23 protein-coding genes are annotated in these 25,668 nt (G+C 46.4%); 14 read left to right on the top strand and 9 right to left on the bottom strand.

Translation table 11 applies throughout. From position 1 onward, the window contains the following. Window positions 1–329 precede the first annotated feature (329 nt). The 8 genes from dnaE to ACHZCY_RS00305 form a co-directional block, all read right to left on the bottom strand. On the bottom strand, window positions 330–3,857 hold the full coding sequence (gene dnaE / locus ACHZCY_RS00340; RefSeq protein ID WP_319547443.1) for a DNA polymerase III subunit alpha: 3,528 nt from the start codon (window positions 3,855–3,857) through the stop codon (window positions 330–332). A 72-nt stretch (window positions 3,858–3,929) separates the two neighbouring features. Continuing rightward, entirely contained in the window at window positions 3,930–4,955 is a 1,026-nt protein-coding gene (locus ACHZCY_RS00335; RefSeq protein ID WP_319547442.1) for a pentapeptide repeat-containing protein, read from the bottom strand. Between the two features lie 16 nt (window positions 4,956–4,971). Next, window positions 4,972–5,808: a motility protein A gene (locus tag ACHZCY_RS00330; protein WP_205220559.1), complete on the bottom strand. Its 837-nt coding sequence runs from the start codon at window positions 5,806–5,808 to the stop codon at window positions 4,972–4,974. Between the two features lie 15 nt (window positions 5,809–5,823). Further along, window positions 5,824–6,948, bottom strand: a complete 1,125-nt coding sequence (locus ACHZCY_RS00325) for an OmpA/MotB family protein (RefSeq protein WP_319547441.1) — start codon at window positions 6,946–6,948, stop codon at window positions 5,824–5,826. Between the two features lie 168 nt (window positions 6,949–7,116). Continuing rightward, entirely contained in the window at window positions 7,117–7,956 is an 840-nt protein-coding gene (locus tag ACHZCY_RS00320; protein ID WP_319547440.1) for a sugar phosphate isomerase/epimerase family protein, read from the bottom strand. 60 nt (window positions 7,957–8,016) lie between these two features. Further along, window positions 8,017–8,817, bottom strand: coding sequence for a 4Fe-4S dicluster domain-containing protein (locus ACHZCY_RS00315; RefSeq protein ID WP_319547439.1), 801 nt, complete (start codon window positions 8,815–8,817; stop codon window positions 8,017–8,019). 61 nt (window positions 8,818–8,878) lie between these two features. Beyond that, window positions 8,879–11,095, bottom strand: a complete 2,217-nt coding sequence (locus ACHZCY_RS00310; protein ID WP_319547438.1) for a molybdopterin-containing oxidoreductase family protein — start codon at window positions 11,093–11,095, stop codon at window positions 8,879–8,881. Then, complete coding sequence (locus ACHZCY_RS00305; RefSeq protein WP_319547437.1) at window positions 11,096–11,701, bottom strand: TorD/DmsD family molecular chaperone; 606 nt, start codon at window positions 11,699–11,701, stop codon at window positions 11,096–11,098. A gap of 914 nt (window positions 11,702–12,615) precedes the next feature. Here ACHZCY_RS00305 and ACHZCY_RS00300 point away from each other — a divergent pair. Together ACHZCY_RS00300 and ACHZCY_RS00295 are read left to right on the top strand one after the other, a co-directional pair. Then, window positions 12,616–13,926, top strand: a complete 1,311-nt coding sequence (locus ACHZCY_RS00300) for an L-lactate MFS transporter (RefSeq protein ID WP_319547436.1) — start codon at window positions 12,616–12,618, stop codon at window positions 13,924–13,926. Between the two features lie 155 nt (window positions 13,927–14,081). Then, window positions 14,082–14,456, top strand: a complete 375-nt coding sequence (locus ACHZCY_RS00295) for a thioesterase family protein (protein WP_394713345.1) — start codon at window positions 14,082–14,084, stop codon at window positions 14,454–14,456. A 114-nt stretch (window positions 14,457–14,570) separates the two neighbouring features. Here the strand turns inward: ACHZCY_RS00295 and ACHZCY_RS00290 are convergent, their stop codons facing one another. Next, window positions 14,571–15,119, bottom strand: a complete 549-nt coding sequence (locus ACHZCY_RS00290; protein WP_205220551.1) for a TSCPD domain-containing protein — start codon at window positions 15,117–15,119, stop codon at window positions 14,571–14,573. 102 nt (window positions 15,120–15,221) lie between these two features. Between ACHZCY_RS00290 and ACHZCY_RS00285 the strand changes: the two genes are divergently transcribed. The 12 genes from ACHZCY_RS00285 to ACHZCY_RS00230 all read left to right on the top strand — a co-directional run bounded on the left by ACHZCY_RS00285 (window position 15,222) and on the right by ACHZCY_RS00230 (window position 25,655). Then, window positions 15,222–15,785, top strand: coding sequence for a TrmH family RNA methyltransferase (locus tag ACHZCY_RS00285; RefSeq protein WP_205220550.1), 564 nt, complete (start codon window positions 15,222–15,224; stop codon window positions 15,783–15,785). A gap of 238 nt (window positions 15,786–16,023) precedes the next feature. Then, entirely contained in the window at window positions 16,024–18,834 is a 2,811-nt protein-coding gene (ileS, locus tag ACHZCY_RS00280; RefSeq protein WP_319547435.1) for an isoleucine--tRNA ligase, read from the top strand. Window positions 18,835–18,850: 16 nt separating this feature from the next. Beyond that, a complete protein-coding gene (gene lspA, locus ACHZCY_RS00275; protein ID WP_319547434.1) occupies window positions 18,851–19,330 on the top strand; it encodes a signal peptidase II in 480 nt (159 codons plus the stop codon). Between the two features lie 18 nt (window positions 19,331–19,348). Continuing rightward, a complete protein-coding gene (fabD, locus tag ACHZCY_RS00270) occupies window positions 19,349–20,296 on the top strand; it encodes an ACP S-malonyltransferase (RefSeq protein ID WP_319547433.1) in 948 nt (315 codons plus the stop codon). Between the two features lie 141 nt (window positions 20,297–20,437). After that, window positions 20,438–21,787, top strand: a complete 1,350-nt coding sequence (gene ffh, locus ACHZCY_RS00265) for a signal recognition particle protein (RefSeq protein ID WP_205220546.1) — start codon at window positions 20,438–20,440, stop codon at window positions 21,785–21,787. An 82-nt stretch (window positions 21,788–21,869) separates the two neighbouring features. Next, on the top strand, window positions 21,870–22,127 hold the full coding sequence (gene rpsP / locus ACHZCY_RS00260; protein ID WP_319547432.1) for a 30S ribosomal protein S16: 258 nt from the start codon (window positions 21,870–21,872) through the stop codon (window positions 22,125–22,127). Continuing rightward, on the top strand, window positions 22,128–22,358 hold the full coding sequence (locus ACHZCY_RS00255) for a KH domain-containing protein (protein WP_205220544.1): 231 nt from the start codon (window positions 22,128–22,130) through the stop codon (window positions 22,356–22,358). A 2-nt stretch (window positions 22,359–22,360) separates the two neighbouring features. Further along, entirely contained in the window at window positions 22,361–22,897 is a 537-nt protein-coding gene (rimM, locus tag ACHZCY_RS00250; protein ID WP_205220543.1) for a ribosome maturation factor RimM, read from the top strand. An 11-nt stretch (window positions 22,898–22,908) separates the two neighbouring features. Next, a complete protein-coding gene (gene trmD, locus ACHZCY_RS00245) occupies window positions 22,909–23,667 on the top strand; it encodes a tRNA (guanosine(37)-N1)-methyltransferase TrmD (protein ID WP_319547431.1) in 759 nt (252 codons plus the stop codon). Continuing rightward, a complete protein-coding gene (locus ACHZCY_RS00240) occupies window positions 23,664–24,236 on the top strand; it encodes an RNA methyltransferase (RefSeq protein WP_205220541.1) in 573 nt (190 codons plus the stop codon). The genes trmD and ACHZCY_RS00240 overlap by 4 nt, the downstream gene beginning before the upstream one ends. Window positions 24,237–24,392: 156 nt before the next feature. Then, a complete protein-coding gene (gene rplS / locus ACHZCY_RS00235) occupies window positions 24,393–24,740 on the top strand; it encodes a 50S ribosomal protein L19 (RefSeq protein ID WP_319547430.1) in 348 nt (115 codons plus the stop codon). A gap of 201 nt (window positions 24,741–24,941) precedes the next feature. Beyond that, the gene (locus ACHZCY_RS00230; protein ID WP_205220539.1) at window positions 24,942–25,655 is read left to right on the top strand and encodes a ribonuclease HII; all 714 of its coding nucleotides are present in this window, start codon (window positions 24,942–24,944) and stop codon (window positions 25,653–25,655) included. The last annotated feature ends 13 nt before the right edge of the window (window positions 25,656–25,668 follow it).

Here is a 25,668-nt window from a genome sequence, read left to right as displayed (position 1 = left end):
AAACCGTCCGGTGCTCCTCTAAAGAGCATTGGACGGTCAAGAAAGTAATCTCTCAACATGAAAAGCTAATACCCTACTTCACCTGATATTAATACTCTATATTGATTATAAAGCAAGCCTTTTTTACAGGTTTCAGGTAAACGAGTCGGCCTAAGGTAGTAAAGAGTGGCAATTATTGCAGCCATGGCCACCTATAATGACAGGTAGCTATGGATTTGATGTGGTGCTCATGCATTAAAGAGCTTTTTCAAACAGAGCATTCTTTGCGCTTATGATTACCTCAACAGGTCTCAGTGGAAGCCTAAGGTTATCTGATAGTACAGTTCGTTTTATGCATGGGTTTTTTTGTTGAAGCCGGATCTTCCATTTCCATTCCCTCGTCGCTTCACTTCAGGCGTCTTCATACGCAGAGAAAGTGTCCGGTTCCCGCATAACCCTACTACGTCACGGATAAAATCGGGGCAGGATTTTATGGTCAGGTCTTTGAGAATATCGATATCCACCTCTCCTCTTCCATCAAAATGAAGAGTGAGATGCAGCGGAGTGAGACCATGGTATCGGTATAAAATTTCCTTGAGCTGGCTTAGATGCTGCCGTGAGGTAGCCTCAGCTTGCAAGGTTATTACGGCTTTTTCTGTATATTTTTCCATGGCCTGTTGAACCAAGCTGATTTCCTGTGCTATTACTTTTGCCCCACGCTCCCCTTGCTGTATTGTTCCGAGGACAACCAGTGGTAGATCACTTCGAAGAATTTCTGAACACTCGGCAAAGGTGGATGGAAAGACAATGACTTCTATCTCGCCTGTCATGTCTTCAATGGAAGTAAAGGCCATTCGGTCGCCTTTTTTGGATTTGTGTTCCTTGTAACTGGAGATGAGGCCACCTATTCGAATTGGCTGCCCATCTCGCCACGTGCCGGCGTTTTCAACATCAGTATCGGTGATCATGCTCATTTCTTCTTTAATGCCTTCCAGTGGGTGGCCGGTGAGGAAGAAACCGACAGTGTCCTTTTCGTAAGCAAGTTTTTTTAATTCAGGCCATTCGTCTATTGCAGGGAGGGTAATTTCAGTTGAACTGGTGGCTTCAGCCTGATTACCTAGGGCAAAGAGGCTCATCTGACCGCTCATGCGATCTCGTTGAATCGCTTTAGCCTGTTCAAGTGCGTGGTCCAGAACTTCCATAAACTGGGAGCGTTTTCCTTTCATGGAATCAAAGGCCCCGGCTTTGATGAGGCTTTCTATGACTTTTCGGTTCACCCGGCTTCCATCAATGCGATTACAGAAATCACCCAGAGAGGCAAATGGTCCATTTTCTTTACGTTCGTCCAAAATAGAATCAAGGGCAGCTCCACCGACATTCTTGACAGCTGCCAGCCCAAATCTGATTCGGTCTTTGATAACCGTAAAGTCATGATAGGATTCGTTTATATCCGGGGGGAGTACATCAATATTATTCTGCTTGCATTCCGAAATATATTTGACCACCTTATCGGTGTTGTCAACATCGCAAGAAAGAAGAGCTGCCAGGAACTGGGCGGGGTAGTGGGCTTTAAGGTAGGCTGTCTGGTAAGCAATAAGAGCATAGGCTGCCGAATGGGATTTGTTGAAACCATATCCGGCAAACTTAGCCATGAGGTCAAAAATGTACTTGGCTTTATCTTCAGGGACATCGAGTTTCTTGGCACCGGCCATGAATTTTTCCCGTTCCTCTTCCATGACCTCGGGTATCTTTTTCCCCATTGCCCGACGAAGAATGTCAGCATCTCCCAGACTGTAACCTGCAAGAATGTTGGAAATTTTCATGACCTGTTCCTGATAAACAATAACGCCGTATGTTTCTTCCAGGACAGGTTTGATCTGTGGTAACGGGTAGTCTGGCAGCTGGCGACCATGCTTGGTTTCGACAAAGGTGTCAACCATGCCGGAGTCAAGTGGTCCCGGACGATAGAGAGCAACCAGGGCGATGAGGTCGGTGAACTGCTCGGGATGCATCTTGATCAGCAGTTCGCGCATGCCGTCACTTTCCAGCTGGAAAACCCCCAGGCTGTCTCCTCGGCAAAGCAGGTCGTAACTCTTGGCATCATCCATGGGGATTTTGTTGAGCTCAACTTCTTTACCAACATCAAAGGCGATGAGTTTTAAGGCTCGGTCAATGACGGTAAGGGTCTTCAAACCGAGAAAATCGAACTTGATGAGTCCGGTCTTTTCGGTATACTTCATGTCGTACTGGGTCAGAATTTCCTTGTTTGGCCCGATACATACCGGCAGATAATCGACCAGCGGCGTGGGAGATACAACAACCCCGGCAGCATGGGTAGACTTATGCCGAGAGAGCCCCTCAAGGGTTTGTGCCACCGTGAGCAATTCACGGACGTCGTCATCCTTCATCGCGTCTCTGAGGCGTGGCTCTTTGTCGATCGCCTTTTTCAAGGTAATTTTCAGCTCATCCGGGACCAGTTTGGCAATCCGGTCTACAACCGGCAGGGGAATTTCGAGTACCCGGCCAACATCACGCAGCACCGCCCTTGCTTTCATTGAACCGTATGCAACAATCTGGGCGACATAATCATCACCACCATACTTACTGCGCACGTAGTCAATAACCTCATCTCTTCGATCTTTGCAGAAATCTACATCAAAATCGGGCATGGACATACGTTCCACATTGAGGAACCGTTCAAAAATAAGTCCATAGGGAATGGGGTCAATGTCCGTGATAAACATGCAAAAAGCTGCGAGGCTTCCGGCTCCGGAACCACGACCTGGTCCGACCGGAATCTGATGCGCCTTTGCCCAGGTGATAAAGTCGGCAACAATAAGGAAGTAACCTGAAAATCCCATTGTTTTAATGACCCCTATCTCCATGGTTAGCCGGTCTTTGTAGGTTTCTTCAAGTTCCGGTGGAACCTCTTGCAACTCTCGAAGGTGATCAAGCCTTTTCTGTAATCCTTCCCAGCAGGATGTTTCAAAGACATTTTCCAGGGTATCATTTTCAGGTATGGGGAAAATGGGAAAATAGTGGGCACCAAATTCCAATTCAAGGTTACAGCGTTCAGCGACTTCCAGGGTGTTGGTAACTGCCTCAGGGCAGTAATGAAATTGCTTGGCAATCTCCTCCGCTGTTTTGAAATACAGTTCCTGGGTGGGAAATCGGAATCTGTTGGGATCTGTAATAGTTTTCCCGGTCTGAATGGAGAGAAGGACCTCATGAGCATAAGACTCTTCTTTGCTCAGGTAGTGGCAATCATTGGTCGCAACAAGTTTGACGCCGAGTTCCTCGGCAAGCTCCATTATGCCTTTGTTGGCAATGGTCTGTTCGACAATGCCGTTTTCCTGCATTTCAAAGTAGAGCCGATCTCCAAAGACCTGTTGGATTTCTATCGCCTTGGCCCTGGCTCCGTTAATATCATTGTGGGTAATTCTCCAGGGGATTTCCCCGTGAAGGCAGGCGGTAAGGATTATCAGGCCTTCCTGGTGTTTGTACAGGGTCGGAAAATCGATACGGGGCTTATAGTAAAATCCATGCCGTTGAGCTATGGACGCCAATTTCATTAGGTTGGCATAGCCAACGGCATTGGTTGCAAGAGCGACCAGATGAAAGTTGTGACCAGCAGAACGGTCATGGATATGCATCCCGTTTTCAGCCATGTAAAACTCGCAACCCACAATCGGTTTTACTCCGGCTTTGGTTGCTTTTTCGTGAAATTCAAGAGCCCCGTACATGGCGCCGTGGTCTGTAACCGCTACCGCGGACATGTCGAGCTCGCGGGTCCGGTCAATAAGGTCTTTGAGGCGGATAGCTCCGTCGAGCATGGAGTATTGTGTATGGACGTGAAGGTGAACAAATGGTGCAGACATAGGCGGCAAAGAAAGTGTAAAGATTGGGTGATTGAAAGGGTGGGTATACTTTTTGTTTCTATAAGGAACAGGTCAGTTAAGGCCTATGGTGCCGTCTATATGTGCTTCCTGCAAGTTGGCTCCATCTAGTTTTGCCCCTGTGAGGTTGGCGCGAATAAGATTAGCACCTTGGAGATCGGCACCTCTAAGGTCGGCGTTTTGGAGGTTCGCCCCAGGGAGATTGGCATACTTAAGGACAGCATTTCTGAGGTTCGCCCCCCGGAGGTTCGCCCGACGCAGGTTTGCCATCTGTAAGTCAGCATTCGCCAGGTTGGTACCAGCCAAATTAGCCTCAACCAGGTTGGCTTTATTCAGATCAGCGCCGTCCATATTGCATCCTGGGCAGTTCTTTGCCACCCATTTGACAGTGGCCTGCGTATCTTTTGATGCATGATCGGTAGTTGTCGGCTCCGTAACCGCGTATTGCTCAGTTTTTTGTTGTTGACGACTATTGTTCTGCTCCTCAGAAGAAGAGGTCGTGGGTTGTTGCTGTCGTTGTCGAGCAGATTTACGGAAGCTTTTTTTCTTGGCAGCAGGAGCAACGAAAAGGTGCTTGCTGTCCCCTGCAAAATATACTGCAGAATATTCGACCACATCGGCACTGTTGGCCAGAAAAATTTTCTCACGGTCGCCCCTCATGAAAATCCGATAACATTTCAAGTCGCCATACCACCAACTTTTCATTTTCAAGCACACCTGTCCGTCTTCACTAACGTCCCATCTCCCTGTGTCCCGGTTAGCGTAGAGATCTTTGCCGAATAAACGGCTTGAAGGATCGAAAAAAAGATAGCTATCCTCTTCTGAAGACTGAATGTAGAGGGTGTTCCCTTCTACCAGTTCCAGTATTTCTGCAGGTGGTAATTCTTTGGTTCCGGGCTGGTCGGTAATGGTGCTGACCGTTGCAGGGGAGCAGCCTAACAGCAATAAAAGAGAGCAGGCAAAGAAGATGAACTGGTACATGGTTCCGGCAGGCAGGTTTCGCGTAAGCAGCAAGCACGCATTTACAGGGAGTCGTATCTGGCAGGTGATATAATACACATACCTGTAAAATTTTGCCATCCTCTTCTTGGTTGAACTACTCCCGGTCAGGATCTGCTGCAGGCATAAGGGAATCGTCGATATTAAATCTTTTTCTGATTTTTGCCAGCGGTACCAAGTCTGCTTTTCGGGCGGAGGGAGTAAGGAATGAAAGTAATTTTGTTTTTAAAATGGTGGGATTGAGTTCGCTTTGAATAGCAATGATACCTTCCATTATAATTTTTTGGAGCAGCAGCTCATGATTGGTCCTTTCCCGGAGATTGGCAGCAAAGGGTACAAAAAAGAAATTAGCAAAAATGAGCCCATAGAGGGTTGAGGTAAGGGCAACCGGTACTGTTTTAAGAATCACAGAAGTGTCGCCGATTCCTGCGAGCATGGAGATCAGGCCGACAACAGAGCCTATGATGCCAAACGCAGGGAAAAAGTCGCCTATGGTACGGAGGATTCTTTCACTGTCTTCTCTGCGTAGCTTAAAAAAATACATTTCTGTGTTTAAAATATCACGAATTTGATGCGGTTCGTAGTTATCAACCAGGCATCCAAGCCCCCGGCGGAGAAACAAGATAGATGTTTCGTTTTCTTCCTCCTGCAGCGACAAAACACCTTCCATGCGGGATTTTATGGCGAGGTTAATCAGGATATTGACAATATCGTCTTCAGAGATGTTTCTTTGGGTGTACGAAGCGCGGACAACCATATACACGATTCTTAGCCTGCTGACCTGGAAACTTAACAGAGCTGCAGCAGCACTTCCGCCAAGAACGATTGAGAGCCCGGCAATATTAAAATAGAGTGCGAGGTTGCCTTTGATCAAAAAACCGGTAACAAAAATAACAACACACAGAATAAATCCGATCAGGTTTTTTCTTCTCATGATAGTCCTATTCTTTTATTGAGCGGGCTTGGTCCTGTCGATTGCAGGTGGTGGTTCTTTGGAGAGGATGATTTCTACTCTTCTATTTTTACTTCTATTTTTTTCATTGGTGTTTGGTCGAACTGGTCGAAAATAACTAAATCCTGATACCACTATCTGTTTACCGGGGACCCCTATATCCTCTATAAGGAAACGTGCAACCCGGCTTGCCCGTGCAACTGATAACTCCCAGTTGCTGGGGAAAAGCTGCGAATGCATGGGTACGGAATCGGTATGGCCTACTATGTTTATCATATAGGGTGTCTGTGCGATGATGACAGATAGGCTGCGCAGAGATTCTAAAGACTGAGGCGAGAGTTCTGCTTTGCCTGACGCAAAAAGAAGGTCGCCGGCAATGATGATACGTACCGTTTTATCTGGAACTAATTCCACCGAAGCAAAATCGGCCATTTTTTCATCGGTAAGGGTAGTCTGAGAAAGGTCGTAAATTTCAGTGAAAATATTGTCATCGACAGTTGTTTGTTCAGTTTGCTCTTTGATTATCCCTTGTTCAATCTGCAAGCTCTCTTTCACTATCAGTTCACGGGGGATCACTGTGTCGGTAGGCGCAGTCGAGAGGGGCGGCGAAACAGGCCCTATGGGGACTGGTTCGGATAAATCCAATTCGATAGCATTTATTGGAATTTCTTTATCTGCCAATGTGTCGTCTACTATGATTTCATCTTCAGATACGCGCTCTACTGATTTGAGCTTATCGGCGCGATGTTTTGAGATTTGGGGAGAGATCGGATGAAACGGAAGAGTTGTCTCGGGCGACAACGGCGGTCGGGAAATGATCTCGCCTGCTACTACTTCAACGCTTTCTTGGTTAAGAAACTCACGGTTGGCAAGTTGATAGATAAAAAGAGTGAGAAAGAGGATAAACATCGTCATCATCAGGTCCGCCCATGCGATAGACCAGTGAACAGGTCGCGGAGTACGGGAACGAAAAAAAGAATCCTCTACAACAAAAGTAGGCTGCGTTGTCGCCTTGTGCCAATCAACAGGTGGCCTGGATATACCTTCGACGCTGTCTGCTTTTTTTGTTTCATCCACTGGTGGCAAATGTTTTGACGGAGGGGGAACTTTGTTATCTTCCATGCCTTTTTATCGACAACTTTGTTATTAAACAAAAGTAGAATTTTCATTAGTCACAAGAATATCGATCAGATAGTACCATGTTACCATCATAGACGAGCATTTACTCCAGCTTTTTTTTTAGTGCCGGCGAGAAGAGTGCGGGCCAAGGGGGGGAGATCTTCCTGGTGGTTATTTTTGTGGGCAAAGGTCAGACGTGAGGAAGGAGGCTTTCAACCACTCGAGTTTTTCTAAACTTGCAGCAACATCTTTTGCCGAGCGTTGCTCAAGGGTGCAAAGTAAAGGCTTGTTAGGTATGCTTTTGAAAAAGCCGGCAAAATCAAAACAACCAGCACCAATTGCGAGATGAGCATCTCTGGTGCCGTCGTTGTCGTGTAAATGCACCTGCCCCAGCCAGGGGCGAAGAGCTTTGACCCAATCTTGCCACGTGGTGTTGGAAAAAGCCAGTACATGACCTGTGTCGAGACAGAATCCAAATGGAAACGATTTGAGCCTGGAAAAAAGAGCCAGGTGAACAGATGGATCAAGCTCATAGGTGTTTTCAAACATAACCGGTATGTTTTCCCTTGCTGCAAGTGGCAGCAACCGGCTCCATGTTTCTGTGCTTACATCCAACCAACGGTCGAGATTATGAGCATGTTTATGCGATTCGAAACCAAGGTGACAGACAATGCTTTTGGGTTTGAAAACAGGGAGCAGCGAAAAGGCCCGATGAAGTTTTTGCCGTGATAAAGATATGATTTGAGAATCAAATCCACCTGGGACGAGGTCGTGAAAAGGGGCGTGTAGAGTACAGGAGAGTCCGTGGTCCCTGAGCTTGTCAGCCATTTCCTGGAAGTTTTTATCTGGTTCGGTCCATAGAAAATTCCCCTCAAGGCCTATTTCGGGTTGAAGCTTGTTGTCTAAAAAAAAAGGAAGCAGGTCGTCGGGACAAAGACGATCAAATGGTGCGTTTATAAAGCAGGCACGGGTGAGATGCTTGTATTTTTTGAGATCTGGTAATGGCGTCATAAAAGGAAGAACCCGCCACACTGAAGTGGCGGGTTATAATCAATAGAACGAAAGGAAGCGTTACTCTTTATCCTGTTTGAGCGACTTGACAAAAAGACCGCCGGCCAACCCTATGAGTCCCATTTCCTTTATCTGCTTCAGTGCGGGTTGTGACATTTTCGCAAGCATAATGCGCCTGAGTGAAGCTTCAGGCATCTCCTGAGGTGCGCTCTGCATCAGCAGTTCCATGTCAGCCTTTTTGCTACTGTAATAGCGGCCGTTGGAGCCAATCTGCACGGCTGGTGACGTGAGGGCTACAGCTCCTTTTTTGACATATTGCGAAACCTCTGATTCAGGGTCATCAAGGTCGCCGAAAATTCTGGCCCCTGCAAGGCAGGTCTGTACACAAGATGGAGTAAGTCCTTCGGCGACTCTTGGCATGCAGTAGGTGCATTTGTCCGCTTTACCGTCACTTTCGTCGTCGGCGAGATCTTCATTGATGTATCTGGCACCATAAGGGCAGGCATCACGGCAGGCGCCACAGCCTATACAACGTTCCTTGTCAATCTGGACGGTACCGTTGAATGGGTCTTTCCAGGTAGCAGCAACTTCCATGGTGACGGTTTTGCCAGTCTTTGCATCCTTCATGGTCATATTGACTGTATCAGCAGGGCAGACGTCTACACATGGGGGCTCATCGCAGTGGTTGCAAAGTCCCGGATAATACGTGTAGGACATGCCGGCTGATGTATTTGCCGGTCCTAGTCGATATACCCAATTGCGCCCAAACTCGGCGGGTACCTCCCACTCAGCTTTACAGGCAATTGTGCAGGCGTGACAGCCAACACATTTGTCGATATCGATAATCATGCCATATTGCATTTCTCATTCCTCCAGAGAATATCTTACTTGATGGTTGCGAGCGTGTGATTATATGCAGCCATCAACTGACTTTTACAAGTTTGACAAAGTTATTGCGCATACCATGGCAACCTGTTTCAGGATCAACAGCCAGTTTGGTAATAAGGCTCGTGTCATCGATGCCTTTGTTATGCCCTATTGTCAGTTCCGGGTTCATGGAGCCGAAGCCGTGGTAGATGTAAACGGCATCTTCACGGATACCCGGTGTTACCTTGACGGTGGCCGTCGTACGTGACTTGACCCCGTCTTGGTTTTCCAAGGAGACTGTATCGCCTTCTTTAAAGCCCAGCTTGGAAGCAACTTTGTCGTTGAGCCATACAGGGGTGCTGTCCATGGCAGCCATCAGCCATGCATTATTTTGGGTACGGTTGAAGGTGTGTACCGGCGAACGACCGTATAAAAGGCGCATGTATCCTTGAGGAGCCCTTTCCACTGGAATATAGGTAGGGATCGGTGGGTAACCCGCATCTTCCAGATCTTCGTTGTAGAAAATAACAGTCATGTCCTCGGAAATACCATATGGATCCTTACCGGGTTGAATATGGATTCCATCTTCAGCACGAATTTTATCTATGCTGAGACCGACACCGGCTAGACGGGTATTGACCATCTCAACCTGATCTTTGGTGGGAATGAATTCGCCGTATCCCATCCGTTTAGCCAGTTCATTGGTAATCCAGATGCCGTCTTTACGTTCAAATTCAGGATTCACAAGCGGCATGCGAGGGGCGATATATTGCTGGTGTTCGTCCGCAAAGTTCCACTGGGTGCCGGTTTTTATGTAGTCGTAGCGCTCGAGGTAGGAGCATTCGGGCAGGAGTATGTCAGCGTACATGGTGATGTCTGTAGGCATGACATCGGTACACATGACAAAATCCATCTGTTCGAGCATTTTAATGGTTTTTTCCTGATTGGGAATAGTTTGAATCGGATTCTGTCCCCAGATCACACATCCTTTAATGGGGTAAGGCTTGCCGGTGATGGCAGCATCGCGAATCAAATCGGTCGGAGTTCCCGGAGGGGAAAAATCATGCGAATTGTCAGCATAGTCATTGAGCAAGTCGGGTTCATGGTCTCCATGGGGCCAGCTCACTTTTTTCAATCCCTTTGGTCCTTTGGGAGGAACAAATGCGCCTTTAACGCCAAAGGCACCGAGTACGCCTGTCAGGCAGGCAAGGGCACGCTGTCGCTGAAAGTCGTTTCCATACCAGGACACATGGCGACCAGGGTGGATGGCCACGTTCGGCATGTTGGCAGCCAACAGGTCGGCGACCTCTTTTATCTGGACAACAGGTATATCGCATTCAGCAGCAGCTTTTTCAAGTGTCCATTCTTTGATGCCTTCTGCAAATTCCTCAAATCCTTCACCGTATTCATCGACAAAGTCTGCTGCATATTTATCATTTTGGATGAGGTAGTTCATAATAGCCAGCAGCATGGCCGTGTCAGTTCCCGGACGGATGGGTACCCAAATGTCAGCCTTTGCTGCTGATGCAGAAAAACGTGGGTCAACGACAACCAGTTTGGCTCCATTTTCCAGTCCCTTAAGATAACGCTTAAGGTGGGAGACATGAACATTCTCTCCAAAGTGGCCGCCTAAAAGGAAGATCACCTTGGTATTAGGCATGTCTACGTTTTCGCCAGGCGGTTGTTCGATGGTGGCCATATAGGCCATATCCCTGATGCCGCGGCACTGGAAGAAGGATGCTTCAGACACGTTAGGTGTGCCTACCGTGTGCTCAAAGAAATGGAAGGGATAACTGGCAGATGCGCCATGGGGGAATATTGCAAGACTTTCCGGCCCGTGTTCGTCGATCACGTTTTTCAGCTTGGTGGCACAGGTGTCAAGCGCTTCATCCCAGGTGATGCGTTGCCATTTTGGAGCTCCCCTTTTGCCAACATTTTTCATGGGGTACTTCAGGCGGTCTGGATCGTAAAGCAGCTTTACGCCGGCATTCCCGCGGGCACAGATGGAGGCGCCATTGTCGATGGATTTGGGGTTGCCTTCAATCTTTACCAGGCGGCCATCACGAACTTTTCCAACCAGCTGGCATCTCCAGAAACACATTTCACAGACACCGCCAACAACAGTGTCTGTATCTTTAAAGCTTCCTGGTGGTACCAGTGGTGCTTTTGCAACTCCAGTCTCTGCTTTCGCCACTACTTTTGATAGCGGCACGGACGCAGCGGCAATGGAGGCGGTTTTTAAAAAATTCCGCCTGGAAAGATGTATTGCCATTTACTGTTCCTCCTTGGTGAAAAAATCAATTAACTGTATCGACACCCTGTAAAATGGATGACGAGCTTCCTGTATACTGTGCTTTAAAAATCGTATAAACCATGGCCGAAAGAGTGAGTGTAAAAAAAGCGTTTCCTCTTCCCGTCTGTTTTCGCCGGCAAGTGCTGCTAAAAATTCGAGCTCATGCTGGATATGGTCTGGTGGTTCGGTGGATGATGTGACTTCATACCCGCAACTGCGATAAAAATCTTTGATTTTTTCTGTAGTTTTTCCCTGGATGGATCTGTCACCATCCATATACACAGAGGCGTAGGGCGGTATGGTCGTTCCTGGTGAAGCATTTATAAAAAGCTGGGTATATTCTATTTGGAGATCATTGAGGAAGTCACCTGTTTGCGACCGCCACTTTTGCATATCCGCATATTCTTCTTTCCACTCAAGAGATTGTAATAAGGCTTCGTATGCATCAAGAAACTGCCCGTCAAGAAAGGATGAGTCTGGGTAGCGCATAGCCAAAGCGAGAAAACCATAAATTTCACTGAGCAGACTTGCCTCGGTCGAAAGTTCAGGGTCCAATTTAGGAGCTTGTGATTCGGTGCTGTGCATGGCGTGGGAGTATAATCGTGGGAGTTAACAGGAAAGAAGATTACAGAGAAACTAACGTGAACATTCTGTGACCAGGTATCAAGGCCCTTGGCTGAGTGAGAAAGCGTATCATAGCTGCTGTATAGGTAATATGAATGACATCGTAAAAATGATCATGTTCACACAACGTAGCACATAATCCATTATTATACAATAACCGTCTCTTGTTCAATTGACCGTCTGTATAACAGGCAGGAGGATACATATTATGTATGTTCCTGGAAAATGACTTGATCAGTATTTACTCAGTAATGATGATCGGTTGAGTGCGTTTTGCTGAGGAATGCATCTTTTGCTTTTTTTATTGCAGATGGTGAGTAGGAAGAATCACTTAGACACGACAATGGTAAATAGAAAAAAAAATCGTGTTTTAAACTGCAACAATTGGCGTGGAGACCCGTGGTTGGCAAAATTTTTTTCTGCATGAAATGTGGATTAGGAGGGGGGGTGACCTAAGAAAAAGTGTAAAAAAATAATGAAAGGGCAAGCTTGAAAGAATAATTGTTTTTAAGGGAATTATCGCTGAATGTTCATTCATTGTGAATAGTATTGCGCAAAGGGGATGCCAAAAAACATAAACAGGAGCTTGCCAGTATAATTATTATCTGTTAATATGAAATATTAATGACTGTATCTTGTTGAATTTCTTGCACTTTTCGTGCCGTAATCCTGTTTCCGCCCCAGCGCCACATCTTGGCCTGTTTTCACGTTTTTTATCTCTTGACTCGTAGAATGCGGATTGTTATAAGAGCTTAGCTTCATTTTCATATTTCTTGCTGAAGTGGTTGTATTGATTGCGTTGTCCATCAATAGATACGGGGAGTCAACTCCGTATCCATTACAATAGTAAATCATACAAGGGGGAGGTAAGTTTCATGAGTCAAGACAAAGTGCCTGTACAAGCTTGGATTACCACATTCGCGGGTACGGCGATTAACGCCTGTCTGGGTATTCTTTATGCTTGGAGTGTCTGGAAAGGGGCGATGATTGCCCCGTCCGTCGACATGGTTGGGCAGCCAATGGGTGGCCTAAATGAAGGTTGGAGTTATTTATCTGCGGCTCAGCTTTCTACTCCTTTCTCGCTTGCAATTATTTTCTTTGCACTGACAATGATTCCTGGTGGAAAGATTCGAGATGCATTTGGTCCTAAATTTGGCGCCACTCTTGGTGGGCTTCTACTTGCTGTTGGTTGTATCATAGCAGGAATGATGAAAAGCTACATGGGATTGATGATCGGATTTGGTGTGCTTGGCGGTACTGCAATGGGTATCGGTTATGCTTCTCCAACTCCTGCTGCATTAGTATGGTTTGGAGCTCATATGCGCGGCTTGGTCGCTGGTCTGGTTGTAATGGGCTATGGTGGCGCGGCGCTGTACATCTCGCCTCTGGCAAAATTTTTACTCGGTAAATATGGTATTACCGGTAGTTTTGTTGCTCTTGGTATTTTCTTTGCCGTAATTGTAATCATCGCGGGACAACTTCTTCTGACTCCACCACAAGGCTATGTTGCACCGGTACAACGTTTAAAAGAAGGGGCAACGGCACCCAAAAGGGCTGTTGCAACCACCAAAAACTGGAAGTGGCAACAGATGATCAAGACTCCTCAGTACTGGATGCTGCTTATTATGTTTATCTGCGCTACCCAGTCCGGACTTCTTATCATTGGTAACGCTGCAGGCGTTCTGAAAAAAGTAGGTGCCAGTATTCCTTTCTTGGCAGCCAACGGTTGGATTTTAGCATCTTTCGGTGGTATTATGAATGCTGCCGGTCGACCATTTACAGGGATTTATGCTGATAAATGGAGCAGGATGAAAGCTTATGCCTTGAATAACTTCATGGCTTGTATCGCTCTTGCCAGTATGCCTTTTATCATCGGTTCTGGAAATGTACTCCTGCTCTTTGTCGCAGCGGGTGTCGGATACTGGCAATACGGTGGTCTGCTGTCACTGATGCCGTCTTTTATTGCAGACTTTTATGGCCCAAAGAATCTTGCTATGAACTTTGGAGTGGTCTTCTTCGGTTGGGGACTGGGTGCATTTATGCCTAGGCTTGCAGGAATGATCGAAGATAAGACAGGTAGTCTTACTACTGCCTTCTATCTGTCAGCGAGTCTGCTGGTACTGTCAGTTGTAATTGCACTTATGCTCAGGCGTCCGGATGATTCCCATATCCCGGCAGAGCAGTAAAAGGTCCTTTACGGAAAAGAAAATGTAAGGAGTCGGTTCTGTAAGAACTGTCTTAAAAAGCGGATATGCCGAAACGGCATATCCGCTTTTTTTGTAAAGCTTATGTTGTACCCGTCACAAAAATCGGGGTGAAATTTGATGGAGGGGTTATGGATATGCAATTGGAGCCCGGCGTTCAGGGGCGGGAAGAACTGATTGTTGAGCAAAAGGATACCGCAGCACGTTACGGGAGTGGTCTTGTAGAGGTGTATGCTACCCCGGCAATGGTCGCCCTGATGGAGAAAACATGTCTTCAGTCGGTGTTGCCGTTTCTGCCGGCAGGGCATGGAACGGTTGGCGTGAAAGTCAATGTCTCCCACAGCAAAGCAACGCCGGTAGGAATGCAGGTAGTGTGTGAATCCGAGTTAATTGAGGTGGACCGGCGGCGGCTCGTGTTTAAAGTTGTTGCCAGAGATGAGGTCGGCGAAATAGGTAGAGGGCTCCACGAGCGTTTTGTTATTGATACGGAAAAATTTATGGCGAAGTTGTAATTTTGTCCCGTATGTTTTTTTGGGGGTGCCTGCAGCTGATTGCTTGCCGCAGAGGATATGCGAAAGGAGTTTTCTCCCTGCCTTCTTCTATGGCTAGGCAGGGAGAAAGTTGCTTTATTGCTTTTTATCCGGTGTGTTGTACTTATTTAATACGCCATACAGCATGTCCGGCAAGTCGTCTTGCTGTCTTGAACTACGCTTGATCTGTACTAAACATTTTTCAAGAGTGATACGCTCTCCTAGGACAACATGTCTTAGAATCAGGGATATAAGGCGAGTTATCGTTGTGAGGTTCGAGATTCTTGATTGAAGCTGATGGTCTCGTTCAAAGGCTGTGGATGCAAATATTTCCACAGGGTTTCCATTTATCTCGCTTACCGAGAGATACCATTTGTTGAACTCTCGATCAACGGTGCGGTATCGTTTACCATCCAGTACTTCTGGAAGCTCGCCTTCTGAATCAATGGTATGTGGGTGTGGCTTTAGAAGGATAGGCTCGTCCTGATATTTTCGCCAGAGATTTTTAATGAGCCCAGGATTGTTCTGCACGGTTTCAAGTAGTAAGGTGCATCTGGAGCAGGCCATTTGTCCTTCAACGTGCTGGAGCTTTTTTTCAGCGAGACCGCAGATGTCACAGATTATCTTGGTGTTGGTATCCTTCAAGTTTGCACTCCTGTTTTTGGTTGGATCAACGTATTCATGGATTCTATACCCTGCCTGTTTCGATCAGAAAAGAAAAAATAACATTGTCACAGGAAAGAAATCATGCGCAGTCGATTTAATCGCCGCCAGGATATGCAAACAAGGTATATTAAGGCAAGACGCCGTGGCCTTGCCTATGCCAAACCTGGTGTACATAATTGTATTATTATTATTGACGGGCTGAAGCCGGATTTCAATATAGGTAAGATCATTCGTTCTGCAGATGCCTTTAGTCTTCAAGAGGTGCATCTTGTCGGGGTTGATTTTTTTGATCCTGAACCGGCTAAAGGTTCCATGCGTTGGGTGGTGCTCCATCAGCATCCCGATTTTCAATCCTGTTATGAGGCGATTTCCGATAAAGGGTTTATCTTTTATTGCCTGGAGCCGGCAACAGATCGTTTGCTTGGGAGTGAACAATTTCCTGAGAAAACAGCATTTATAGTCGGGCATGAAGAGTTCGGGGTGAGTTTTGATATTTCTCAGTACCCTGCCATTCGTTCACTGGCAATACCACAATGGGGGCATGTCCAAAGTCTCAATGCGAGTGTTGCCGCTTCCGTGGCAATGTATGAATATGTCCGTCAGCATGGTACGTGCAAGGAATTGCAGGAAAAGGATAGGGAGTGATAACTTTTTATGATGACAACGGTTAATGCCCAGTGACCGGGGTGCGCATTTTGTTGGCTTCTATCTAATTGAATTTTAGCCTGATTTTTTTGTTTATCCATCCGTTTTTTCTTCTGTTGATGGTTATTTTGCTGGGTGCTGATGTTTTTCTCTTGCATCTTGCAACGTTGTTGGTAGGATTTACACCTTTGGTTTTAGCATATAGAGTATCGAATATTTACCTATTTTGAGAGTAAAAATGGAATACAGGGACACACTTAACCTGCCGAAAACAAGCTTCAAGATGAAGGCCAACCTTACCCAGAAAGAACCGATAGCGCTTAAGCGTTGGGAAAAGGGAGAGCTTTATAAAAAATTGCAGCAGCACGCCGAAGGAAAGCCATCTTTTATTCTGCACGACGGCCCTCCTTATGCTAATGGAAATATCCATCTAGGGACCGCATTCAACAAGGTCCTAAAAGATATAATTCTTCGCTCCAAAAGAATGGCTGGCTTCAATGCTCCCTATATTCCAGGGTGGGACTGTCATGGACTGCCCATTGAGCATAATGTGGATCTTGAATTGGGAGCAAAAAAACAGGAAATATCCACTCTCGGTAAAAGGGGGGCCTGCCGCAAGTATGCCGGGAAATGGATTAAGACCCAGAAAGCACAATTCAAACGTCTTGGGGTTCTTGGCGACTGGGACGAGCCTTACCTCACCATGAATTATTCTTATGAGGCAGCGATAGCAGCCGAGTTTAATAAATTTCTTCTTTCCGGTGCTGTGGTTCGTTCTAAAAAGCCTGTGTACTGGTGTTCTTCGTGCGGCACAGCGCTCGCCGAAGCAGAGGTAGACTACGCTGATCATACATCTCCGTCTGTCTACGTTAAATTTCCAGTTATTGACGATTTGAGCGAAATTATACCTGAGTTAAGCAACAAAAAGGTGAATGTCCTTATCTGGACAACCACTCCCTGGACCTTGCCTGCAAATCTGGCCGTTGCCTTTCATCCTGATTTCGTTTATGCGGCCGTCGCTGTTGACGGTGAGATTTGGATAATGGCCAAAGAATTGGTCGAGCCTTGTTTTGAATCGTTTGGGCGCGATGACTATGCAGTGGTTGCAACATTTTCAGCCAAAAAGCTTGAGGGGAAAAGATGTCGTCACCCGTTTTTGGAGCGTGATTCATTAATGGTGTTGGCAAATTATGTAACCACCGAGTCGGGAACTGGTTGCGTGCATACTGCTCCCGGCCATGGTGCCGATGACTATTTGACCGGATTGCGTTATGGACTGGATATCTTGTCTCCGGTCACTGATGATGGACATTTTACAGAAGAAGCAGGAAAATATGCCGGGCAGCTAGTGCCGGATGTCAACAGGCAGATAGCTGATGATATGCTTGCAGACGGTTCTATGGTCCACGAAAAATCTATTCATCACAGTTATCCCCACTGCTGGCGATGCAAAAAGCCCGTCATGTACCGGGCCACTGCACAGTGGTTCATCTCCATGGAAAAACTTGAATTGCGCGAAAAGGCACTGAAAGCTATCCAGCAAGTAAAGTGGACACCTAGCTGGGGAGAGCAGCGTATTTACGGTATGGTTGAATCTCGGCCTGACTGGTGCCTGTCTCGTCAACGCTCATGGGGAGTGCCGGTAACCGTGCTTACCTGTGAGGCCTGCGGTGAAATATTAAAAGATCCCGGTGTATGTGAAAAAATTGAACAGGCTTTTTTCCAGGAAGGAGCAGACGCCTGGTTTAAGCACGAGGCTGCAGATTTTGTACCTGAAGGAACGTATTGTAGCTGTGGTAGCAATATTTTTGTCAAGGAATCAGATATCTTGGATGTCTGGTTTGATTCCGGTACCAGTCATGCCGCTGTGTTGGAAACGCGTGAAGAGCTGCATTCGCCGGCCGATCTTTATTTGGAAGGCAGTGATCAGCATCGGGGCTGGTTTCAGTCCTCTCTGCTCACTTCTATTGGAACCCGCAATCGAGCTCCTTATCACGGGGTGTTAACCCACGGCTACGTAGTAGATGGACAAGGAAAAAAGATGTCCAAGTCAGTGGGTAACGTCGTTGCTCCACAAGAAGTGATAGATAAATATGGTGCAGAAGTTTTACGGTTGTGGGTATCTAGTGAAAACTATCAGGATGACGTTAAGGTTTCCGATGAAATCTTGAAACAGGTGTCTGACGCTTACCGGAAAATACGCAATACCATTCGTTTTTTATTAAGCAATATATATGATTATAACCCTGATATTCATCAAGTAGCGCCTGAGCACTACACAGAACTTGATAGGTGGGCCCTTGCAAAATTTGCAGCTTTGACCGATCGGGTCACCCTTGCCTATGAGCGGTATGAATTCCACACCGTGTACCATTCCATTTTTAATTTTTGTGGTACTGTTATTTCCAGCATCTACATGGATGTTCTCAAAGACAGGCTGTATTGTTCAACTCCTGATGCTGCTGAACGTCGTGCAGCGCAGGCTGTGATATCACGAATCCTGGATGGGTTGCTCCGGTTGATGGCACCAATTCTCTGCTTCACTGCAGATGAAGCATGGGCTTCGTTCCATTCGTTGCCTCAAAACGGTGCTCTTGAAGAGACAATTAGTTTTGCTGCATTTCCTGATGTGCAGGATATTAAATCTGATAAGGAGTTGCTCACCCGGTGGGATACTTTGTTGGAATTACGTAGCGCAGTGACCAGAGTGCTTGAAAATGCCCGTCGGGAAAAAATCATAGGACTCTCTCTTGATGCAGAAGTTGTGCTGCAGGCGGATGATGCTCTGATCCCCTTTCTGGAAGAGCATCAAGAACAGTTACAAGAACTCTGTATTGTTTCTTCGCTGCGACTGGTGAAAGAGGATAACCAAGAAGTGGGAGTGCAGTTCGTAGCCGCCGAAAATTTAAATGGTCTGCAAATAGCCGTACAGCCTGCATCCGGAAAAAAATGTGAGCGTTGTTGGATAGTGTCACCCTCTGTCGGTTTAGATGCGGAACACCCAACGATATGTGCCCGCTGTTCCGCTGTTGTGCGTTCGCTTGCCTAGAAAGATCGTAAACGCCATGCGTTCATTCATCGTGGTGCTGCTGGTTGTCGTCCTTGATCAGGCAACCAAGATCTGGATAGTGCAGCATTTTGACTTGTATGAAACCCGGGAGATTGTTCCGGGTTTTTTTAACCTGACCTATCTCACCAACAATGGGGCTGCTTTTAGTATGCTGGCTGGTCAGCCGGCATTATGGAGGCAGTTGTTTTTTATCTGTGCCACTATCATCGCCATGGTCATTATTGTGATTGCCCATCGCAGTTATTCAAGGGAAAGCAACTGGTATAGTGTTGCACTCTCTCTTATTGCCGGTGGTGCGATTGGAAATCTCATTGATCGAGTTCGGTTGAGTTATGTGATTGATTTTCTCGATGTGTATGTTGGAACCTCACACTGGCCCGCATTTAATATTGCTGATTCTGCAATTACAGTAGGGGTGATCCTGTTTATTGTTACCAATGTTATTCTTGAGCGGGCAAAGAAACACACCAAGTAGTGAGTATTAGAAGTAGTAATGAAAAAAACAGCTATTTTTTTCCCCGGACAGGGATCGCAATATATTGGCATGGGGCAGCAGTTTCTCGAACAGGATCAGGACGCTGCTGACCTCTTCCGGCTGGGAGGTGAAATATCAGGATTTCCGCTCAAAGAGCTCTGTCTTGATGGACCGCTTGAGGAGTTAACCAGAGTCCTGCACCTTCAGCCGGCACTGACGGTTATTAACCTTATTTGCTGGCAACAACTGCTTAAGATGCTGCCTGGTTTTAAACCTGACTACCTTGCTGGTCATAGTTTGGGTGAGTATTCCGCTTTGCATGCTGCAGGAGTACTTTCCGCAGCTGACACGTTATCTCTGGTGACCAAACGTGGAGAGCTGATGGAGCGAGAAGGCGCTGCAAATCCAGGAGGAATGCGCGCTGTTTTAGGCCTTTCCCGTGATACAGTTGAGGCATTGCTCACCAATTCCACAGGGCCGGGTGTTGCTGTTATTGCCAATCATAACACGCCGGCACAGGTGGTGATTTCCGGGGATGCGCAGGGATTGGATACTGTGAGTGCTCTCTGTCAGGAAGAGGGCGGTAAAGTTATTCCATTGCAGGTGAGTGTTGCCAATCACAGCCCGCTTGTTGCCGGTGCTGTAGCTGATTTTGCTAATTTCATGGAGACCGTCTATTTTCAGTCCCCCTCTATACCAGTCTTTTTCAACGTGACTGCAGAGTCGATTGAGCAACCTGAGGATATTCGATCTGTAATGGCACGGCAAATCGCTTCACCTGTACGCTGGGTTGAAATAGTTGACAAGATGGTTGCCGACGGGGTTGAGGTTTTTGTTGAGCTAGGTCCGAAAAATGTACTTACAGGTATGATGCGAAAAATTTTACCGAGAAAGTCAGGAGTAACTTGCCTGCAGGCCGACACCCCGGAACGTTTACAAAAGGTAGTTGATACTATTGCCGGGTGATAAAAGCCTGGATCGTCATGGTTTTCTTCCTGCTTGACAAGAGTTGATCTATGGAGTAATAGTGTAAAATTTCCGTTTTCAAAATTTTAATGGCTTCTTTCCGGCTGTAAGCCGAAAGAGCCGTTTTTCTATAGACAGGATATGTTTGAAAATTTAACAGACCGACTTGAAGGTGTATTTAAGAAACTCCGTGGCCACGGTAAGCTGACTGAAGAAAATATTCAGGAAGCTATGGGAGAGGTGCGTAAAGCACTTCTTGAGGCTGATGTCAACTTTAAGGTTGTTAAGGAGTTTGTTGCATCTGTTACCAAGAAGGCTGTGGGGCACGAGGTCCTTACTAGCCTTTCTCCTGGGCAACAGGTTGTTAAAATAGTCCATGACGAACTCGTTGAGTTGCTTGGCAGTCAGGCAGAACCTCTTCAGCTTGATGGCCGACAACCTGTGGTTATCATGATGGCTGGGCTGCAAGGGTCGGGTAAGACCACCACTGCAGCCAAGTTGGCTAAGCAACTTAAGGCCGGCGGGCGAAAACCACTGCTTGTTCCTGCCGATGTCTACCGTCCTGCAGCTATCGATCAGTTACAGGTTCTTGGTAAGCAGGTGGAAGTACCTGTGTTTGACTCATCTACCGATCAAAAACCGGTGGATATAGCAGAAGCGGCCCTGGCCAGTGCTCGGGAGAGCAAGTGCGATACCGTTATTATCGATACTGCCGGTCGACTCCATGTCGACGAAGCGTTGATGAACGAGTTGCGTGACATCTGTAACGCTGTAGATGTTACAGAGACCCTTTTCGTCGCTGATTCGATGACAGGGCAGGATGCCGTAACCGTTGCCGCTAAGTTTAACAGTGATCTTGAAATCACTGGTGTTATACTTACCAAAATGGAAGGTGACGCCCGCGGCGGTGCTGCATTATCTGTTAAAAAGGTAACAGGTAAACCCATTAAATTTGTGGGTGTGGGCGAAGGTGTCGATGCGCTCGAAGTTTTTCATCCAGATCGGACTGCTTCAAGAATTCTTGGAATGGGAGATGTTCTATCTCTTATTGAGAAGGCCGAGGCCGTTGTTGATCAAAAGAAAGCGCAGAAACTGGCAAGGAAAATACAGAAAAACGAATTTACCCTTGAAGATTTCCTAGAGCAAATTCAGCAGATCAAGAAAATGGGTAATCTTGAACAGCTTATGGGAATGATTCCAGGAATTAATAAGTTAAAGCAGGTGAAAGACGCACCTAAGCCTGATGAGAAGGAACTCGGTAAGACCGAAGCCATTATTCGGTCAATGACATTGAAGGAAAGGCGTAATCATCGGATCATCAATGCCTCCAGGAGGCAAAGAATAGCCAAGGGTTCCGGCACCTCCGTTGCGGAGGTGAACAGGGTGCTGAAGAGCTATACCATGATGTTGAAAATGATGAAAAAACTCAAAGGTAAATCGGTAGTGCGGGGTGGAAAACGTCGCAAAATGCCGAAGGGGTTAACCCGGTAGGTACCAACTCTTATATTTTTTTCAACAGTCGTTGCTGAACAACTGTTGAGATCGTTTTATATCCACAGGAGGATAACTAGCAATGGCAGTACATATTCGATTGACAAGAAAAGGCCGCAAAAAGAACCCATTTTACAGAATAATCGTGGCTGATAGTCAGGCACCCCGTGATGGTAAGTTTTTAGACATTGTTGGAACGTATGATCCGATGCAGGAACCGGCTGCTGTCTCCATTGACAGTGAAAAGCTTGATGGATGGATTAAAAAGGGTGCAAAGCCGACAGTCACTGTGAAAAGCCTTATCAAAAAGCATGCTGCTGAACCTGTTGCTGCTGCATAAATGAAAGAAATAATCGAATTTATTGCTCAAAGGCTTGTTGATAAGCCTGATGAAGTAAATGTTTCTTTGCGGGAAGAAGATGACAGTGTCGTTGTCGAACTGCGGGTAGCGCAAGAAGACTTAGGCAAAGTTATCGGCAAACAAGGCAGAACAGTACGGGCAATGCGCACCGTACTTTCTGCTTCACTTGCTAAAGAAAATAAGCGTTCTCGACTCGAGATACTAGAGTAGCTATGAATAATACCGGAGGGCAGACCGGTAGCTTTGTTCTGCTGGGCAAGATTGTCAAAGCACATGGAATTCGTGGTGAGGTGAAGATTTATGCCTTCACTGAAACTGCAGCTAACCTCTACGACTACACGAGATTTTATCTGTCGGCTGATGATGGTAAAACTCACACTGTATACACTGCTAAAAAAATGCGTGCTCAGGGTGGAGTAGCTATTACTGCGTTTGAAGGGTGTGTTAATCGCAATCAAGCCGAGATCCTGGTAGGGCAGGGGGTGTGGGTTGATGCGGATGATTTGCCGGAACTCGATGACGGTGAATTCTATCTGCATTCTCTGCAAGGGAAGCAGGCTATGACTGTTGAAGGACAAAATATTGGCAAGATTGTTGCTGTTATAACAGGGAGAGGGCAAGATTTGCTCAGTATTCAGGATGACGGGAAGGAATATCTCATTCCCTTTGTCGCTGATTTTGTTGTTGAAAATAAAGACGATGAAATCATCTTTTCTCTACCACCAGGGCTGTTGGAAATCAACGGTTAGACTCGTAGTATATGATTTTTGACATATTAACTATTTTTCCCGACTTTTTTGAGTCTCCCTTGCAAGAGGGTATTATCCGCAGAGCATTAGGCGCAGGAAAAATAGATGTGAACATACGTAATATACGTGAGTATGCTCTTGATCGGCATAAAATGACCGATGACAGACCATTTGGCGGTGGTGAAGGAATGGTTATGAAACCTGAGCCGCTTGCAGCGTGTATAGATGATATAGTTAGTGATGGTAGGGCATATAAAGTTATAGCTCTATCCCCAAGAGGCAAACAGTATACGCAGCAAGTAGCACAACAATTAGCTGCTGAACCGCGATTGATTTTGGTCTGCGGGCGCTACGAAGGGATAGATCAACGTTTCACCGACAGATATGTTGATCAAGAAATCTCCATCGGGGATTATGTTCTTACAGGTGGAGAATTAGCAGCAATGATAATGGTTGATTCGATTACCAGGTTATTGCCGGGGGTTTTAGGATGTTGTGATTCAGCTGCCAATGATACTTTTAGTAGAGGCTTGCTGAAGCACTCACAATATACCCGGCCAAGGGAGTTCCAGGGGCAAACAGTTCCTCAAGCTCTGCTCTCTGGAAATCATGCTGCGATTGAGCAATTCAGATTGACAGAGTCGGTGAGGTTGACCTTGAAACATCGTCCAGACCTCCTTGCCGAGGCACAATTTTCCTCAGCGGAAAAAAAAATGCTTAGGCAGGAAGGCTTGCTTGATGCTATTCAGGATATAAACCAAGCACCATGATTGTGCCAACACCAATACACGTCGAAGTTGTTCTTGTCCATGCTCCGGTTGTCAATAAAAAAGGCGAAACTATTGGGTCGGCTGTTACCAATCTGGACCTACATGACATTGCACGGGCAGGGAAGACGTTTGGGGTGGATACCTTTTGGGTAGTCACACCTTATCAGGAGCAGCAAAATTTGGTCAATCAAATCACCTCCCATTGGACGGCAGGACATGGTGGTAAAGTTGCCAGCGACAGAGCCGAGGCATTATCAATTATTAAGGTCAGTGAAGATCTGGATTCGGTAATTGCCGGTTCTACACAAAAGAATGGACAAAAACCCTTTATTCTTACCACCTGTGCCAAGGACGTAAGCAATCAATTGCACTATAAGGCGGTAAGGGATAAAATTTATAATGGTGTCCCGGTAATGCTGCTTTTCGGCACAGCATGGGGGTTGGCACCCAGTGCTATGGAGATTGCAGACGCAACATTGCCCCCTATCAAGGGTGAGAGTAGCTTTAACCATCTATCCGTACGTTCTGCAGTCTCGATTATTCTTGATCGATTGCTGAGCAAAGGGTAGAGAAAACATAGTATTTTATGGAGTTAGAAACTGGAAGCATCATACAAATGAGTATGTTGCCTATTGACAGTGTTATAAAGGATGATTTGGAGGCATCCCTCGGGTCGGAGAGCACCGCAGGCTGCAAGAAGTGCCCGTAAATAGTTAAAGATGGCAATGAATATATTAGACAAAATTGATATGGAACAGATGCGATTTGATATCCCGGATTTTCGTCCAGGAGATACTGTGAAAGTTCACATTCGAATCGTTGAAGGGAGTAAAGAGCGTGTACAGGTTTTCCAGGGCGTAGTGCTCAAGCGCAAACGTGGGAAAATGAATGCCACTTTCACGGTGCGGAAAATATCCCATGGTGTTGGCGTTGAAAAAACATTTGCTCTTCATTCTCCACGCCTTGAAAAAATTGAGGTCGTAACACTAGGACGTGTTCGTCGCTCCAGGCTGTATTACCTGCGCTCTCGCCGCGGTAAAGCTGCTCGTATTCGGGAAAGAGGTCTTATCTAAAGGCGTGGCTATTTGGCACAGCCTGTATGGTCTTTTCTTTTCCCGCTTTCTTGCGGAAAGATCATAAAATTGGAAGCCTCTTGCACTATCCTGTTTGGCTGGCAGCTTGTATACCGTGCTTACACCATTTGCGTGTAATTGACAGTGTACAGTTGTCAGCCTGATAGTCCCTTTCAACAGTGAATCGCATGGAGTGGAAAAATGGTACCCTCTTCATATCCTTCACTCTCTTCTTGTTGTTCTCCTCAAGATATTGATCCCTGGCATTACGAGACTACCCTTTATGCACATGGATTGTCTGCGATTGGCGGAGTAGATGAGGCCGGCAGAGGTCCTCTTGCCGGACCAGTGGTTGCTTCGTGCGTTGTCTTACCCGCTGAAAGACCATCTGCCTTTTATAAAGATTCGAAAATGCTCTCTTCTGCGCAAAGAGAAGAATTGTTTTTTTCCCTGCAGGCAACTACTGCTGTCATTGGTGTAGGTAAGGTCGTTGCACGGGAAATTGAATTTTTGAATATCCATCAAGCCTCTTTGGTTGCAATGCAACGAGCTGTTGAGGAGTGCGCCGAAAAACTGCATAAGAGAAAAATCGATTTTTTGCTTGTAGATGGCAAATTCCAAGTTCCTTTGCCACTACCGCAACTGCCTCTTGTTAAAGGTGAATCAAAAAGTTTTTCAATAGCAGCTGCCTCTATTGTGGCCAAGGTAACCCGTGATCGATTAATGGCTGACTACCACCAAGCGTATCCAGAGTATAATTTTATAAAAAATCAGGGCTACCCTACAAAAGAACATAGGCTCGCAATCAAAGAATACGGTCCATGCCCACTTCACCGGCGTACTTTTAAGGGTGTCCGTGAGTATTGGCAGCAGGGGGAGCGGACAAGCTCATCTGAGCAAGGTTCGCTGTGGTAGGTAATACTGCCCG

The sequence above is a fragment of the Desulfogranum marinum genome, assembly GCF_963675105.2.
Taxonomy (GTDB): Bacteria; Desulfobacterota; Desulfobulbia; order Desulfobulbales; family Desulfobulbaceae; genus Desulfogranum; species Desulfogranum marinum.
Note: the sequence above shows the minus strand (reverse complement) of the source record. Positions and strands in the feature narration are given on the sequence as shown.

What these genes read in the sequence shown, in the direction of transcription:
- dnaE (WP_319547443.1), bottom strand. Translation starts at nt 3,857, where the DNA reads ATGTCTGCACCATTTGTTCACCTTCACGTCCATACACAATACTCCATG.
- ACHZCY_RS00335 (WP_319547442.1), bottom strand. Translation starts at nt 4,955, where the DNA reads ATGGCAAAATTTTACAGGTATGTGTATTATATCACCTGCCAGATACGA.
- ACHZCY_RS00330 (WP_205220559.1), bottom strand. Translation starts at nt 5,808, where the DNA reads ATGAGAAGAAAAAACCTGATCGGATTTATTCTGTGTGTTGTTATTTTT.
- ACHZCY_RS00325 (WP_319547441.1), bottom strand. Translation starts at nt 6,948, where the DNA reads ATGGAAGATAACAAAGTTCCCCCTCCGTCAAAACATTTGCCACCAGTG.
- ACHZCY_RS00320 (WP_319547440.1), bottom strand. Translation starts at nt 7,956, where the DNA reads ATGACGCCATTACCAGATCTCAAAAAATACAAGCATCTCACCCGTGCC.
- ACHZCY_RS00315 (WP_319547439.1), bottom strand. Translation starts at nt 8,817, where the DNA reads ATGCAATATGGCATGATTATCGATATCGACAAATGTGTTGGCTGTCAC.
- ACHZCY_RS00310 (WP_319547438.1), bottom strand. Translation starts at nt 11,095, where the DNA reads ATGGCAATACATCTTTCCAGGCGGAATTTTTTAAAAACCGCCTCCATT.
- ACHZCY_RS00305 (WP_319547437.1), bottom strand. Translation starts at nt 11,701, where the DNA reads ATGCACAGCACCGAATCACAAGCTCCTAAATTGGACCCTGAACTTTCG.
- ACHZCY_RS00300 (WP_319547436.1), top strand. Translation starts at nt 12,616, where the DNA reads ATGAGTCAAGACAAAGTGCCTGTACAAGCTTGGATTACCACATTCGCG.
- ACHZCY_RS00295 (WP_394713345.1), top strand. Translation starts at nt 14,082, where the DNA reads ATGCAATTGGAGCCCGGCGTTCAGGGGCGGGAAGAACTGATTGTTGAG.
- ACHZCY_RS00285 (WP_205220550.1), top strand. Translation starts at nt 15,222, where the DNA reads ATGCGCAGTCGATTTAATCGCCGCCAGGATATGCAAACAAGGTATATT.
- ileS (WP_319547435.1), top strand. Translation starts at nt 16,024, where the DNA reads ATGGAATACAGGGACACACTTAACCTGCCGAAAACAAGCTTCAAGATG.
- lspA (WP_319547434.1), top strand. Translation starts at nt 18,851, where the DNA reads ATGCGTTCATTCATCGTGGTGCTGCTGGTTGTCGTCCTTGATCAGGCA.
- fabD (WP_319547433.1), top strand. Translation starts at nt 19,349, where the DNA reads ATGAAAAAAACAGCTATTTTTTTCCCCGGACAGGGATCGCAATATATT.
- ffh (WP_205220546.1), top strand. Translation starts at nt 20,438, where the DNA reads ATGTTTGAAAATTTAACAGACCGACTTGAAGGTGTATTTAAGAAACTC.
- rpsP (WP_319547432.1), top strand. Translation starts at nt 21,870, where the DNA reads ATGGCAGTACATATTCGATTGACAAGAAAAGGCCGCAAAAAGAACCCA.
- ACHZCY_RS00255 (WP_205220544.1), top strand. Translation starts at nt 22,128, where the DNA reads ATGAAAGAAATAATCGAATTTATTGCTCAAAGGCTTGTTGATAAGCCT.
- rimM (WP_205220543.1), top strand. Translation starts at nt 22,361, where the DNA reads ATGAATAATACCGGAGGGCAGACCGGTAGCTTTGTTCTGCTGGGCAAG.
- trmD (WP_319547431.1), top strand. Translation starts at nt 22,909, where the DNA reads ATGATTTTTGACATATTAACTATTTTTCCCGACTTTTTTGAGTCTCCC.
- ACHZCY_RS00240 (WP_205220541.1), top strand. Translation starts at nt 23,664, where the DNA reads ATGATTGTGCCAACACCAATACACGTCGAAGTTGTTCTTGTCCATGCT.
- rplS (WP_319547430.1), top strand. Translation starts at nt 24,393, where the DNA reads ATGAATATATTAGACAAAATTGATATGGAACAGATGCGATTTGATATC.
- ACHZCY_RS00230 (WP_205220539.1), top strand. Translation starts at nt 24,942, where the DNA reads ATGGTACCCTCTTCATATCCTTCACTCTCTTCTTGTTGTTCTCCTCAA.